This window comes from Ramlibacter sp. JJN2-2R, assembly GCF_057747835.1.
Map to the genome: position 1 here is coordinate 1,317,781 of NZ_CM173226.1, position 13,322 is coordinate 1,331,102.

A 13,322-nucleotide genomic window follows, 5' to 3' on the forward strand; every position below is an offset into this window, starting at 1 on the left:
CGGCCCGCGCGGCGGCCGCGGGCGGTGCGGCGACAATCGCCGCTTCGTGAAGATCCTGATCGTCAAGCTCTCGTCCCTGGGCGACGTCGTGCATGCGATGCCGGCCGTGCAGGACGTGCTCGCCTGCGTGCCCGGCGCCCAGGTCGACTGGGTCGTCGAGCGGGGCTTCGCGCCGCTGGTGCAGCGCTGCGACGGCGTGGCGGACGTGATCCCCTGCGACCTGCGGCGCTGGACCAAGTCGCCGCTGTCGACGGCGACGCGCGCGGAATGGCGCGACTTCCGCCGAGCGTTCCGCGAGCGCCGCTACGACGCGGTGCTGGACCTGCAGGGGCTCACCAAGTCGGCGCTCGTCGCCCGCGCCGCGCGGCTGACCGAGCGGGGCAAGCGCTACGCGCTGGCCAATCGCACCGATGGCGCCGGCTACGAGGCGCCCACGCGCTGGGTCGCCGACGTCGCCGTCCGCGTGCTGCGGCACATCGACGCCGTGACCCGCTCGCGCCAGCTGTGCGCCGCGGCGTTCGGCTACCGGATGCCCGCGCGGCTGCACTTCGGGCTGCGTGCCCTGCCGGCGCCGGCCGACGGCGCGCGCCCTTGCGTCGCCTTCGTCCACGGCACCTCACGGCAGGACAAGTGCTGGCCGCAGGACCATTGGGTGCAACTGGGGCGGCGGCTGGCGCAGGCGGGCTACGCGATCGGCCTGCCGCACGGCAGCGACGCGGAACGCGAGCGCAGCGAGGCGATGGCGGCCGAGCTCGGCCCGGCCGCCCAGGTGTGGCCGCGGCTGGACCTGGGCGCGCTGACCGACCGGCTGGCCGGCTGCGCGGGCGTGATCGGCGTGGACAGCGGGCTGTCGCACATCGCGGTGGCGCTGGACCTGCCGCACGTGCAGATCTACAACTTCGACACCGCCTGGCGCACGGGCCCGTCGGCGCCGCACCAGCGCAGCGTGTTCGCGCAGCCGACGCCCACGCTCGACGCCGTGTGGCAGGCCTGGCAGGCCGTGCGGGAGGGCGCGTGATCCGGCGCCTGTATTCGCTCGTGATGCAGGGCGCGCAAGCGCTGCTGCGCGGCAAGCTGCGTCGGCGCGGCGCCGCCGAACCCGGCTACCTGGTCGCGGTCGACGAGCGCTTCGGCCGCTACGAGCAGCCCGCGCGTCCGGGTGCGCTGTGGATCCATGCGGTGTCGCTCGGCGAGACGCGCGCCGCGGCCATCCTGCTGGCGGCCCTGCGCGAGCGCCAGCCGGACCTGCGCGTGCTCCTCACGCACGGCACCGCGACGGGGCGGGCGGAGGGCGAGCGGCTGCTGCGCGAAGGCGACCAGCAGGCGTGGCTGCCGTGGGACACGCCGCAGGCGGTGGAGCGCTTCCTGGCCCACTTCCGGCCGCGTGCCGGCGTCCTGATGGAAACCGAGGTGTGGCCGAACCTCGCGCACGCCTGCCGGCGCCTGGGCGTGCCGCTCGCGCTGGCCAACGCGCGCCTGTCCGACAAGTCGCTGCGCCAGGCGCAGCGCCTGAAGCGCCTGGCACAACCGGCCTACGCGTCGCTCGACGCCGTGTGGGCCCAGACCGAGGCCGATGCGCAGCGGCTCGCACGGGCCGGCGCCCGCGTGAGCGGCGTGTTCGGCAACCTGAAGTTCGACGCCCAGCCCGACGCGGCGCAGCTCGCGCTGGGCCGGCAGTGGCGCCAGCGGGCCGCGCAGCCGGTCGTGATGTTCGCCAGCTCGCGCGAGGGCGAGGAGGCCGAGTTCTTCCGCGTGCTGGCCGCCAACCGCGACCTGGCGCGCGCCGGCTGGGCACGGCGCGCGTCCGACGCCGCGGCGGCCGAGATCCGCTGGCTGGTCGTGCCGCGCCATCCGCAACGCTTCGACGACGTCGCGGCACTCGCGCGGCAGGCTGGCTTCACGGTGTCGCGGCGCAGCGCCTGGGACGGCGATGGTCCGCCGTCCGCCGAGGTGTGGATCGGCGATTCGCTGGGCGAGATGGCGCTGTACTACGGCCTCGCGGACGTGGCGCTGCTGGGCGGCAGCTTCCTGCCGCTGGGCGGGCAGAACCTGATCGAGGCGGCCGCGTGCGGCTGTCCCATCGTGATGGGGCCGCACACGTTCAACTTTGCCGAGGCGGCCGAGCGGGCCGAAGCGGCGGGGGCGGCGATGCGCGTCGCGACCCTGGAGGACGCGGTGCGGCAGGCCGCGCTGCTGGCCGCCGACGCTGGCCAGCGCGCAGAGCGGGCCGGCCTGGCCGCCGGCTTCGCGCAGGCGCACCGCGGCGCGGCGGGCCGCACGGCCGACGCGCTGCTGGCGCTGCTAGCGGTGCCGACGGCGTCGCGCGCCGCCGGTGCGCGTTCCTGAGGTCAGGCGCCCAAGAGCAGGAACTCCTCGGCCCGCCGCTCGAGCTTGCGGCGCGCCCGGCTCACGACGCTGACCAACGCGCGCTCGGGCTGCGGGCAGGGGCCCGAGGCCACCTTGCCCAGGGCGTCCGGCGTGTTCCAGACGTCGTCGGGCCGGTCCACGCACAGCTTGGCATAGGCGTAGTAGCCGTCCGCCGCTTCGACCGTGTAGCAGGCGAAGTAGTAGCCGAGGATGGGCCCGATCACCTTCTCGTGCCGGGGGGCCTGGCCGGAAGGCCGTCTCATCAGGGCCGGCTCGGGCGCAGCAGCCGCAGCACCGCGGTGTAGGCCGATTCGGCCTTCCTGCGGGAGGCGGTCCACTGGGCGGATAGCTTGCCGGCCGGTTCGGGGGCCGCGTGCGCCGACCGGGCGTCCTGGGCGAGGGTGAGGAGTTGCAGGAGCTGGTCCGCTTCCTGCCGGGCGTGGCGCCACGTCTCGAATTCCGTCATGACTGCTGGAACGATCTGATTTCTGGAGCGATCTGGTCGCGAGACTAGCCGCGCCGGGGGCGGCCGTCAATCCGGAGTCAACGCCGGCGTGGCGCGGCGAGGTGCAGGATGCCCCGGAACCCGTACAGGACGATCAGCGTGCCCACGAGGTCGCCGGTGGCCATGGCGATGAAGCCGCCGAGCAGGTCCTGCTGGCCGCGCCAGGCGAAGTAGAGGTGGTGCAGCAGCGGGCCGGTGACGGCGTAGGCCAGTGCCAGCAGCAGCAGGCGCCCCGGCGTGAGGTTGGCCAGCGACGCCTGCAGGCCGTAGCGGCGGCGCGCCACAAGGTACACGCCGTACGGCGCGGCCGCCGCGATGATGCCGCCGACGAACGCGCGCTGGCCGTCATCGGGGAAGAACCAGAAGAAGCTGACGAGCCAGGACACCAGCAGCAGCCCGACGGCGCCGGACTCGGCGAACAGCAGCGTCGCCAGCAGCCGCACGCCCGCCGGCAGGTAGACCCAGTTGATGCCTGCGGCGAACTCGAACTGCAGGAAGAGCCAGTGGTTGAGCGCGAGCGCGGCCATGAACATGGCGATCGTGGCGAGCACCATGGAGAGCTGGAGTTGCAGGGGGCGCACGTTCGCGTTGTAAGATCGCGTCCAGATTCTGGAGCGTCGCGAGCGTAGTCAGAACCCCGGTGCCGCGCAAGCGGACCGTCCCCACCCATGCCATCACGAACCCGGCCGGCCGACGTCTACTTCCGGTTCCTGCAGCTTGCGGAGGCGATCCGCGGCCTGCCCTCGCTGCCCCCGCTCGACCCCCTGGAGGAACGCGTGCTCGCGCTGGTCGCCTCGGCGCGCCAGAAGCACGCGCGGCTGTCGGTGCGCGACCTGATGGCCCGTTCGGAGCTGGGTGCCCCGGCCACCATCCACAGCCGCCTGAAGTCCATGCGGGCCAAGGGCTGGATCATGCTGTCGGACACCGAGGATGCGCGCCGCAAGCAGGTCGAGCTGACCCAGGCGGCGATGCTGCACTTCGACCGCCTCTCCTCCTGCCTGCTGAAGGCGGCGCAGGGCAACTGACGCAGCCGGGGCGGCGCCCCGGCCCGGTCACTTCACCAGCAGCGCGTTCAGGCGCGACAGGTCGTCCGCCACCAGGGTGCCGTTGGCCTGCCGCAGCTTGAGCTGGCCGAGCAGCACGTTGTAGCGCGCCTGGGCCAGGTCGCGCTTGGTCTGGTACAGCTGGCTCTGGGCGTTGAGCACGTCGATGTTGATGCGCACGCCGACCTGGTAGCCCAGCCGGTTGGCGTCCAGCGCGCTCTGGCTGGACGCCTCGGCGGCCTCCAGCGCCTTGACCTGGCCCTGGCCCGACACGACGCCGAAGTAGGCGGCGCGCGTGGCCTGCGCCACGGTGCGGCGGGCGTTCTCGAGGTCGGCCAGCGCCTTGTCCTCCAGCGACACCGTCTCGCGGATGCGGTTCTGGGTGGCGAATCCCGCGAACAGCGGCACGTTGAGCACCAGGCCGGCCTGCGCGATCGCCGGGCGCGTGCTGCTCGGGGCGAGGGGGTTGGTGGAGCTGCCGTTGATGTTGCGGATGACCGCGTAGCTGGCCTGCAGGTCGAGCGTGGGCTTGTGGCCGGCCTTGGCCTTCTCGGTCTCCAGCTTGGCCACCTCGAGGTTGGTGCGCGCCTGCAGGATGACGGGGTTGTTGTCGTCGGCCTGCGCGACCCACGACTCGACGTCGGCCGGCTGCGGCGGGCCCAGCTGCAGCGGCGCGGCGACCGGCACCGGCTGCACGTTCTTCTGCCCGACCAGCGTCTCGAGCGCGAGCTTCTTGACCCGCAGGTCGTTCTCGGCCGCGATCTCCTGCGCCTGGCCGAGGTCGAAGCGTGCCTGCGCCTCGCGCGTGTCGGTGATGGTGGCCGTGCCGACCTCGAAATTGCGCTTGGCGCTGGCCAGCTGCTCGCCCACGGCCGTCTTCTGGGCCCGCACGAATTCCAGCGTGTCCTGCGCGGCCAGCACGTCGAAGTAGGCCTGGCTGACGCGCACGATCAGGTCCTGCGAGGCGGCCGTCAGCTGCGCCTGCGCGAGGTCGGCCTGGCGCTTGCCCTGCTGGTAGGTCGCCCAGTTGCCCGGCCGGTACAGCGGCTGCGACGCGCTGATGGTCGTGTTCTGCGTGCCGAAGTAGTTCGGGTTGCTCACGCCCGGCTGCGGCGGGATGCCGACGATGTCGGCCTGCGTGCGCGAGTAGCTGGACGACAGGTTGGCGGTGGGCAGGATGCCGGAGCGGGCCTGCTCGCCCCGGGCGACGGTGGCGTCGTACTGGGCGCGGGCCGCCTGCCAGGCGGGGTCCTGCGCGCGCGCGGCCTCGTAGAGCGCCAGCAGGCTCTGCGCGCAGGCAGGCGCCGCGCCGAGCGCGGCGGCGAGGGCTGCCGCCAGGGGAACGAGCCGCGAGGATGTCATGCCTTCTCCGTCTGTCTTGTCGTTGTGATTCAGTACCTGGGCACCGACGGGTCGCGCTCGCGCGACCAGGCGTCGATGCCCCCCGCGATGTTGGCCACGCGGCTGAAGCCGTTGCGCGCCAGGAACATCGCCACCTGCATGCTGCGGGCACCGTGATGGCAAAGGCATGCTATCGGCTTGCCGGGGTCGAGGCGCCCGATTTGCGACGGAACGTCGTTCATGGCGATGAACAGCAGCTGGAAGGGGCCAGGCTGCACGCTGGCTGCCTGCAGCTCCGCGGGCTCGCGCACGTCGAGCACCACGCCGCCGCCGTGGTCGGCCAGCCAGGCATCGAGATCGTTGGGGCGCACCTGGTCGATCATGGCCGGCGCCTCAGAAGCGGAACCGCGACGGCTCGGGGAAGTGCAGCAGGCGCGGCGCCATCGTGTCCCAGCGCTGCGCGGTCGTGTAGCTGGCGTCGCCGGTGCGGGTGATGAGCGTCGCGCGCATCACCGGCTCGTCGCCGACGATGGCGACCAGGCGGCCGCCGGTCTTGAGCTGCTGCAGCAGCGCCGCCGGCACCTCGGCCACCGAGCCCGACAGCACGATGGCGTCGAACGGGCCTTCCGCGGCCAGGCCGTGGGCGCCGTCGGCCTCGCGCACGTCCACGTTGCGCACGCCCGCGCGCTGCAGGTTCTCACGTGCCGTGCGGGCCAGCTCGGGATCGATCTCCAGCGAGACCACGCGCTGGGCGCGGCCGGCCAGCAGCGCCGCCATGTAGCCGGAGCCGGTGCCCACTTCCAGCACCTTCTCGTGCGGCCGCGGGCTCACCTCCTGCAGCAGCCGCGCCTCCATCTTGGGCTCCAGCATCACCTGGCCAAGGCGCATCGCCTCCTCCAGGTGGCCGCGCAGCGGGATCATCATGTCGGTGAACGCCAGCGCCCGGTGCGCCGGGGGCACGAACTCCTCGCGCCGGACCACCGACAGCAGGTCGAGCACCTGCGGATCGAGCACGTCCCACGGACGGATCTGCTGCTCGATCATGTTGAAGCGGAGTTTCTCGAGGGAGGGCTGGCTGCTCATGGCGTGGGCTGGAAGGGCGGATCAGGACAAACCGTCCATTTTAGAAGCGGCCACGGGCGCCGCCGGGCCGCCCCCGGCCGCCTGCCGCGCCGCCGCACCGGCGCCGCGCTTGCGGCGGGCCCAGGCGGCCAGGTCGTCCAGGTAGCAATAGACCACCGGCACCACCACCAGCGTGAGGAGCGAGGAGGTGATCACGCCGCCGATCACCGCCTGGCCCATCGGGGCCCGCTGCTCGGAACCCTCCGAGAGGGCGAAGGCGAGCGGCACCATGCCGAAGATCATCGCCAGCGTGGTCATCAGGATGGGGCGCAGCCGCACGCGGGCGGCCAGCAGCAGGGCCTCGGCGCGCTCCATGCCCTGCTCGCGGGCGCGGATGGCAAAGTCGACCAGCAGGATGGCGTTCTTGGTCACCAGGCCCATCAGCATCACCACGCCGATGATGGAGAACATCGACAGCGTGGAGCCGAACGCCATCAGCGCCAGCACGACGCCGATCAGCGTGAGCGGCAGCGAGGTCATCAGCGCCAGCGGCTGCAGGAAGCTCTTGAACTGGCTGGCCAGGATCATGTAGATGAAGATCACGGCCATCGCCAGGGCCGACACCGCGTAGCCGAACGACTCGGCCATGTTCTTGGCCGAGCCGCTGAACTGCCAGCGGTAGCCGGGCGGCAGGCCCACTTCCTCCACCTTGCGGCGGATGTCGGCGGTGATCTCCCCCGAGGCGCGACCGTCCGCGTTGGCGTTGATGGCCACCTCGCGCGTGAGGTCGCGGCGGTTGATCTGGTTCGGCCCCGTGCCCTCGCGCAGGTCGGCGACCTGGTTCAGGCGCACGATGCGCGGGCTGCCGTCCGCGTTGGTGCCGGTGGCGAACGGCACGCGTTCGAGCTGCTGGGGCGAGACCCGCGCATCGGGCGCCAGGCGCACGTTGACGTCGTAGGTCTGGTCGTCCGGGGCGCGCCAGGTGGCCACCGCCTGGCCCGCCACCAGCGTGCGCAGCGCGGCGCCGACCTGGCCGACCGACAGCCCCAGGTCGGACGCCGCGTCGCGGCGCAGCTGCACCTGCACGGTGGGCTTGTCGGGCTTGACGCTGGAGTCCAGGTCGACCAGGCCGGGGATGCCGCGCAGGCGCTCCATCACCACGCGGGCGATGCGTTCGAGCTCCTTCTGGTCCGGCCCCTGCAGCGAGAACTCGATCTGCTTGTTGCCGCCCACCGCATCGAGCAGGCCCACGTGCGTGACCGTGATGCCGGGCACCTGCCGCAGCCGCTGGCGCAGCACGCCGGACATCTGGTCGACGCTGCGGCTGCGCTGCTGGCGGTCGACCAGGCGCACGTAGATGGACGCGTACATCTTGCCGGCCGCATTGCCGGTGTTGATGGTCGAGAGCGTGTAGCGCACCTCGGGAAACTCGCGCAGGATCGATTCGACCTGGCGGGCCTTGGCCTCGGTCACCTCGAGCGAGGAGCCCACCGGGGTGTAGAAGTTGACGCTGGTCTCCGAGAAGTCCGCCTTCGGCACGAATTCCGTGCCCAGCAGCGGCACCATGACGACGCTGGTCGCGAAGACGCCGACGGCGACCAGCACGGTGGCGAGCTTGTGCCCGAGCGACCAGCGCAGCAGCGACTGGTAGCCCTCGGACAGGCGCTCGGTGGTGGTGTCGAACCAGCCGGTGACGCGGCCGATCGTGCGGTCGTAGAGCGTGCGGCGTCCGCGCGGCTTGCCATGGGCCTCGATCTCGGGGTCGTGCCACACCGACGACAGCATCGGGTCGAGCGTGAAGCTCACGAACATCGAGATCATCACGGCGGCCACGATGGTGATGCCGAACTCGTGGAAGAACTTGCCGATGATGCCCTGCATGAAGCCGATGGGCAGGAACACGGCGACGATCGAGAAGGTGGTGGCCAGCACCGCCAGGCCGATCTCCTGCGTGCCGTCCAGGGACGCCTGGAAAGGGCTCTTGCCCATCTGCACGTGGCGCACGATGTTCTCGCGCACCACGATGGCGTCGTCGATCAGCAGGCCCACGCACAGCGACAGCGCCATCAGCGTGATCATGTTGACCGTGAAGCCGAACCAGTTCATGAACAGGAACGTGCCGATCAGCGCGATCGGCAGCGTCAGCCCCGTGATCACCGTCGAGCGCCACGAATTGAGGAACAGGAACACGATCAGCACGGTGAGCGCGGCGCCCTCGATCAGCGTGCGGCGCACGTTCTCCACCGCCACGCGGATCGGCCGCGAGGCGTCCTGGATCGGCTCCAGCCGCACGCCCGCGGGCAGCTGCGCCTGCATCTCGTCCACCGTGCGGCGCAGGCCGTCGATCACCGCGATGGTGTTCTCGTCCTGCGACTTCTGCACCGCCAGCAGCAGCGTGCGCTGGCCGTTGTAGAGCGCCAGGCTGTCGATCTCCTGCGGGCCGTCGGCCACGCGCGCCACCTGGTCGACGCGCACGGGCGCGCCGTTCCTGCGCGCCACGATGATGCGGCCGAAGTCCTCGGGCCGCTGCATGCGGGCGTCGATCTGCACGACGCGCTCCTGGGCCAGCGAACGCACCGCGCCCACGGGCAGGTCCTGGCTCTCGTTGCGCACGGCGGCCGCCACCTGGTCGGCGGTGATGCCCAGCGCCTCCATCGCCTGCGGATCCAGGTAGACGTTGATCTCGCGCTTGCTGCCGCCCACCAGGCTGACCGAGCCGACGCCGCGCACGTTCTCCAGCCGCTTCTTGAGCACCTGGTCGGCCCAGTTCGTGAGCTCCACCGCGCTCATCGCCTTGCCTGCCCTGGCGTCGGGCAGCACGGCCAGCGACCAGATCGCGCGGCTGGAAGGATCGAAGCGCAGCACGCGCGGTTCCTTCACCTCGGTGCGGAACGTCGGGCGGATCGCGGCGACCTTCTCGCGCACGTCCTCGGCGGCCTTGCGGCCGTCGATGTGCAGCTGGAACTGGATGATGACGACCGACTGGCCCTCGTAGCTGCGCGAGGTGAGCGAGTCGATGCCGGCGATGGAGTTGACGCCTTCCTCGACCTTCTTGGTCACCTCGCTCTCGACCACCTCGGGCGAGGCGCCCGGGTACTCGGTCTGCACCACCACCACCGGGAAGTCGATGTTGGGGAACTGGTCGACGTTCAGGCGTTGCAGCGAGAACAGGCCCAGCACCACCAGCGCCAGCATCACCATGGTGGCGAAGACCGGGTTCTTCAGGCTGACGCGGGTGAACCACATGGGCGTCAGGCGGGCCTGGCGGCCGAAGCGGGGGCGGCCTGCGGGGCGGCGCCGCCGGTGAAGCGCACCGGGGTGCCCTCGCGCAGCATCCCGACATGGCCGCGGATCACGGTCGCGCCGGCCGGCAGGCCGTCGACCGCGACCCAGCTCTCGCCGTCGGCGTCGCCGCGCGCGCCCGGCGTCACGCCCCGGTGCACCACCTTGCCCGCCTCGACCAGCTGCACGTACGGCGCTGGCTTGTCGGTGCGGATGGCGGTGAGCGGCACCGCGATGCCGCTGGCGCGTCCGGTCGCGAGCCGGCCCTGGGCGAACAGGCCCTGGCGCAGCCCGGTGGCGTCGGTCAGCGCCAGGTAGGCGAGCACGCTGCGGCTGCCCGCCTGCGCGCTGGGGTTGATGCGCACCACGCGGGCCGGCACCGGCCGGGCCAGGCCCTCGACCTGCAGCAGCGCCTCCTGGCCGGCGCGCACCTGCACCGAGTCGGCGGCGCTGAGCGTGGCTTCGAGTTCGAGGCGGCCGAGGTCGACGATCTCCAGCACCTTGGCGTCGATGCCAACGCGCTCGCCCGGCTGGGCGAGGCGCTGCGACACCACGCCGGCGATCGGCGCGCGCAGCACGGTGTCGTCCACGGTCTTCCTGGCCACGTCCGCGGCGGCAAGGGCGGCCTGGTGGGTCGCCTTGGCGGCGTTGAGGTTGTTCAGCGAGGTGTCCAGGGCGGTCCTGGAGATGAAGCCCTGGTCCACCAGGGCCTTGTTGTTGTCGTACTGGCGCTGGGCGATGTCGATCTGGGCCCGGGCCGCGTCGGCCTGCTGCATGGACTGGCGCAGGCGTCCCTGCGACTCGACGGGGTCGATGCGCGCGACGACCTGACCGGCGCTCACCGCATCGCCTTCACGCACCGTGAGCCCCTGCAGTTCACCGGCGACGCGGGCTTTCACCACCGCGCTGTTGACCGCGCGCAGCGAGCCGGACACCGGCACGCCGCTGGTCAGCGCCAGGTCCCGGGCGCGCAGCACGTCGGTAGCGGCCAGTTCCATCACCGCCTCGGCCGTGGCCACCGGGGCGGCCGCCTGGCGCGCCTTGCGCGCGCCCACCAACCGGAACCCGGCGAAGGCGGCGAGCAGGAGCACCACCAGGGCCGCGACGAGCCACTTGCGCCCTCGCGTCATCGCCGCGCCTCCCCGGTGGGCCGCACGCACAGGCCGGACAGCAGGTTCTCCACCTGCACCTGCACGTAGCGTTCGGGGTCGAGCGCATAGTCCTGCGGGGCGCACGCGCCCAGGGAGTGTTTCATCATGATCAGGAACACGATCGGCGAGACGATCGAGAAGACGGCGTAGTCGACGTCCAGCGGACGGAACTCGCCGCTGTCGACGCCGCGCTGCAGGATGCGGCGGATCAGCTCGGTGCCGGGGCGGATCACCTCCTGCTGGTAGAAGGCGGCCAGCTCGGGGAAGTTGCGCGCCTCGCTGATCATCAGCTTGGTGATGCCCGAGGCGCGCGTGGCGCCGATACGCTGCCACCAGACCTGCATGCAGTAGCGCACCATGTCGGCGGACGAGCCCTGGAAGTTCTCGAACTCCTCCTGCCACTCGGCGAAGCGGCCCGAGATGTTCTCCCGCACCACGGCCTTGAACAGCTCCTCCTTGCTGGGAAAGTAGATGAACAGGGTGCCCTTGGACACGCCCGCGCGGGCGGCCACTTCCTCGGCGCGCGTGGCGGCGAAGCCCTTCTCGACGAACAGGTCGAGCGCGGCGTCCAGCAGTTCGCCCGGCCGGGCTTCCTTGCGCCGCTCGCGGCGCGCGGCCTGCGCCTCCTCGGCGGGCGCGCCGGGCTTGCCGCCGATGAGCTTGGACAACGACATGGTGTGGGGGGAAGGGTCTTAATGACTGACTGGTTAGTAATGTACGGTGGGGCCCGCGCGCGGTCAAGCGCCGAGGGCGGACGCCGCGGCGAGGCGGCGCGGCGGCGCTACCGCTGCATCAGCAGTGCAAGCGCCTCGCGCAGCACGACGCGCGAATCGCTCAGGCCCTCGGCCGAGGGAATCCACTGCAGCAGCGGCCGCACCTGGGGCGCGATGAAGCCGGTGGGGGCCGGGGTGACCTGGAAGCCCGCGCGCTCGAACTCGCGCACCGCGCGCGGCATGTGCCAGGCGTGCGTGACCAGCGCGATGCGCTCCACGCGCGCCGGGGCCAGCAGCGCGCGGGTGCGTTGCGCGTTCTCCTGCGTGTCGCGCGATTCGCCCTCGACCCAGCGGGGCTCGATCCGGTAGTCCTGCGCCAGCACGCGCCGCGCGACCTCGCCTTCCGGCGCGATGCCGCCGTTGGCCGCCGCCCAGCCGATGCCGCCCGAGAATGCCAGCGGCTTGCCGGCCTGGCGCGCCAGCCGGGCGCCGTAGCGCAGCCGGGCCAGCAGGTGTCCGTTGGGCTGCGGCTCGGCGTACTCGGGCGCGTTGCGCATGACGCCGGCGCCCAGCACCACGATCGCCTGCACGCGTTCGAGCTCGGCCCGCGCGATGGGGCGCGTGCCGGGCAGCAGCGCGTCCGACAGCAGCATCGCCATCCCTTGGCAGCTCAGCGCCCAGAGCACGACGGTGCCCACGAGCGCCACCACGATGCCGGCCTTGCGCCGGCGGCCGGTCGCCAGCGCCAGGCCCGCGAGCACCAGCAGCGACGGCGCGGCCGGCGGCAGGGCGAGGGCGGCGAGCACCGGTTTCCACTCTCCAAAGTTCATGGGGCGATGCTAGCCCGGCAGGCGGGGCGGCCCCGCGCCCGCTACAGTTGCCACCTTTGCGGGAGACAAGGCCATGGACGAACAGACCATCGTGCTCGGCGGCGGCTGCTTCTGGTGCACCGAGGCGGTCTACGTGCGGGTGCGCGGCGTCACCGACGTCGAGTCCGGCTACGCCAACGGCTCGGTGGACAACCCCAGCTACGAGCAGGTGTGCACCGGCACCACCGGCCACAACGAGGTGGTCCGGCTCACCTACGACCCCTCCCGGATCAGCACACGCCAGATCCTGGAGATCTTCTTCGTCGTGCACGACCCGACCACGCTGAACCGCCAGGGCAACGACACGGGCACCCAGTACCGCAGCGGCATCTACTACACCACCGAGGAGCAGAAGCAGGTGGCGCAGGACCTCATCCGCGAGATGAGCCAGGACAAGCTGTTCGGCCGGCCCATCGTCACCGAGGTGCTGCCGCTGGCCAGCTACTGGCCGGCCGAGGAGTACCACCAGGACTTCTTCGCCAAGAATCCGCACCAGGGTTATTGCATGGCGGTGGCCGCGCCCAAGGTCGCCAAGTTCCGCAAGACCTTCGCCGAGCTGTCGAAGGACTGAGTCGCAAGCCGTGCTGCGCCGCCTCTGGTCCTGGTCGCTCGTCGCCGCGCTGCTGCTCGCGCAGACGTTCGGCGCGATGCACGGCGTGGCGCACGCGCGCGTGGTTGGCGCCGGACCTGCCGCCGTCAGCAGCGCACCCGGCACCGGCGCGGCCCAGCCCGTCGTGGCCGGACTGTTCAAGGCGCATGACGACGCCGGCTCCTGTCGGCTGTACGACCAGCTGACCCACGGCGACCTGCTGCCGGCGATCGCGCCGGCCGCCCCGCACGCACCGGCGGCCCCGCCGCCTGCCGCCCAGCCACGCAGCGGCGCTCGCGCGCTGCCCGTGGCGGGCTGCCCCGCCCGCGGGCCTCCCTTCCTCGCCTGACCGCATCGGTGGGCGCGTGCCGATGGCCGCGCCCGTGTCGTGTCATTGACG

At 72.1% G+C, this 13,322-nt stretch carries 15 protein-coding genes; 5 read left to right on the forward strand and 10 right to left on the reverse strand.

What is annotated here, in order from left to right; genetic code table 11:
- Nucleotides 1-46: 46 nt before the first annotated feature.
- The gene (waaC, locus tag AC3ANR_RS06490) at nucleotides 47-1,018 is read left to right on the forward strand and encodes a lipopolysaccharide heptosyltransferase I (RefSeq protein WP_488291061.1); all 972 of its coding nucleotides are present in this window, start codon (nucleotides 47-49) and stop codon (nucleotides 1,016-1,018) included.
- Nucleotides 1,015-2,346, forward strand: coding sequence for a 3-deoxy-D-manno-octulosonic acid transferase (locus AC3ANR_RS06495; RefSeq protein ID WP_488291062.1), 1,332 nt, complete (start codon nucleotides 1,015-1,017; stop codon nucleotides 2,344-2,346). Before waaC ends, AC3ANR_RS06495 begins: the two co-directional genes overlap by 4 nt.
- Before the next feature lie 2 nt (nucleotides 2,347-2,348).
- Here the strand turns inward: AC3ANR_RS06495 and AC3ANR_RS06500 are convergent, their stop codons facing one another.
- From AC3ANR_RS06500 to AC3ANR_RS06510, 3 genes are all read right to left on the reverse strand, one after another.
- Nucleotides 2,349-2,630 (reverse strand): hypothetical protein, encoded by a 282-nt coding sequence (locus tag AC3ANR_RS06500; RefSeq protein WP_488291063.1) that lies wholly within the window; start codon nucleotides 2,628-2,630, stop codon nucleotides 2,349-2,351.
- Nucleotides 2,630-2,833: a hypothetical protein gene (locus AC3ANR_RS06505; protein ID WP_488291064.1), complete on the reverse strand. Its 204-nt coding sequence runs from the start codon at nucleotides 2,831-2,833 to the stop codon at nucleotides 2,630-2,632. The genes AC3ANR_RS06500 and AC3ANR_RS06505 overlap by 1 nt, the downstream gene beginning before the upstream one ends.
- 77 nt (nucleotides 2,834-2,910) lie before the next feature.
- Nucleotides 2,911-3,453, reverse strand: a complete 543-nt coding sequence (locus AC3ANR_RS06510; protein ID WP_488291065.1) for a hypothetical protein — start codon at nucleotides 3,451-3,453, stop codon at nucleotides 2,911-2,913.
- An 87-nt stretch (nucleotides 3,454-3,540) separates the two neighbouring features.
- Between AC3ANR_RS06510 and AC3ANR_RS06515 the strand changes: the two genes are divergently transcribed.
- Entirely contained in the window at nucleotides 3,541-3,897 is a 357-nt protein-coding gene (locus AC3ANR_RS06515; protein WP_488291066.1) for a winged helix-turn-helix domain-containing protein, read from the forward strand.
- 27 nt (nucleotides 3,898-3,924) lie between these two features.
- On the opposite strand, the gene AC3ANR_RS06520 is transcribed toward AC3ANR_RS06515, so the two are convergent.
- The 7 genes from AC3ANR_RS06520 to AC3ANR_RS06550 all read right to left on the reverse strand — a co-directional run bounded on the left by AC3ANR_RS06520 (nucleotide 3,925) and on the right by AC3ANR_RS06550 (nucleotide 12,294).
- The gene (locus tag AC3ANR_RS06520) at nucleotides 3,925-5,277 is read right to left on the reverse strand and encodes a TolC family outer membrane protein (protein ID WP_488291067.1); all 1,353 of its coding nucleotides are present in this window, start codon (nucleotides 5,275-5,277) and stop codon (nucleotides 3,925-3,927) included.
- Between the two features lie 29 nt (nucleotides 5,278-5,306).
- A complete protein-coding gene (locus AC3ANR_RS06525; protein ID WP_488291068.1) occupies nucleotides 5,307-5,639 on the reverse strand; it encodes a rhodanese-like domain-containing protein in 333 nt (110 codons plus the stop codon).
- Nucleotides 5,640-5,649: 10 nt separating this feature from the next.
- On the reverse strand, nucleotides 5,650-6,339 hold the full coding sequence (locus AC3ANR_RS06530) for a protein-L-isoaspartate O-methyltransferase family protein (protein ID WP_488291069.1): 690 nt from the start codon (nucleotides 6,337-6,339) through the stop codon (nucleotides 5,650-5,652).
- 21 nt (nucleotides 6,340-6,360) lie between these two features.
- Nucleotides 6,361-9,564 (reverse strand): efflux RND transporter permease subunit, encoded by a 3,204-nt coding sequence (locus tag AC3ANR_RS06535; protein ID WP_488291070.1) that lies wholly within the window; start codon nucleotides 9,562-9,564, stop codon nucleotides 6,361-6,363.
- 5 nt (nucleotides 9,565-9,569) lie between these two features.
- Nucleotides 9,570-10,730 carry an efflux RND transporter periplasmic adaptor subunit gene (locus AC3ANR_RS06540; RefSeq protein WP_488291071.1) on the reverse strand — a complete coding sequence of 387 codons (1,161 nt, stop codon included), beginning with the start codon at nucleotides 10,728-10,730 and terminating at the stop codon, nucleotides 9,570-9,572.
- Nucleotides 10,727-11,425, reverse strand: a complete 699-nt coding sequence (locus tag AC3ANR_RS06545; protein WP_488291072.1) for a TetR/AcrR family transcriptional regulator — start codon at nucleotides 11,423-11,425, stop codon at nucleotides 10,727-10,729. The genes AC3ANR_RS06540 and AC3ANR_RS06545 overlap by 4 nt, the downstream gene beginning before the upstream one ends.
- 107 nt (nucleotides 11,426-11,532) lie before the next feature.
- Nucleotides 11,533-12,294, reverse strand: a complete 762-nt coding sequence (locus AC3ANR_RS06550) for a YdcF family protein (RefSeq protein ID WP_488291073.1) — start codon at nucleotides 12,292-12,294, stop codon at nucleotides 11,533-11,535.
- A 73-nt stretch (nucleotides 12,295-12,367) separates the two neighbouring features.
- Between AC3ANR_RS06550 and msrA the strand changes: the two genes are divergently transcribed.
- Both msrA and AC3ANR_RS06560 read left to right on the forward strand, forming a co-directional pair.
- A complete protein-coding gene (gene msrA / locus AC3ANR_RS06555) occupies nucleotides 12,368-12,904 on the forward strand; it encodes a peptide-methionine (S)-S-oxide reductase MsrA (RefSeq protein ID WP_488291074.1) in 537 nt (178 codons plus the stop codon).
- Between the two features lie 10 nt (nucleotides 12,905-12,914).
- Entirely contained in the window at nucleotides 12,915-13,271 is a 357-nt protein-coding gene (locus AC3ANR_RS06560; RefSeq protein ID WP_488291075.1) for a hypothetical protein, read from the forward strand.
- Nucleotides 13,272-13,322: the final 51 nt, after the last annotated feature.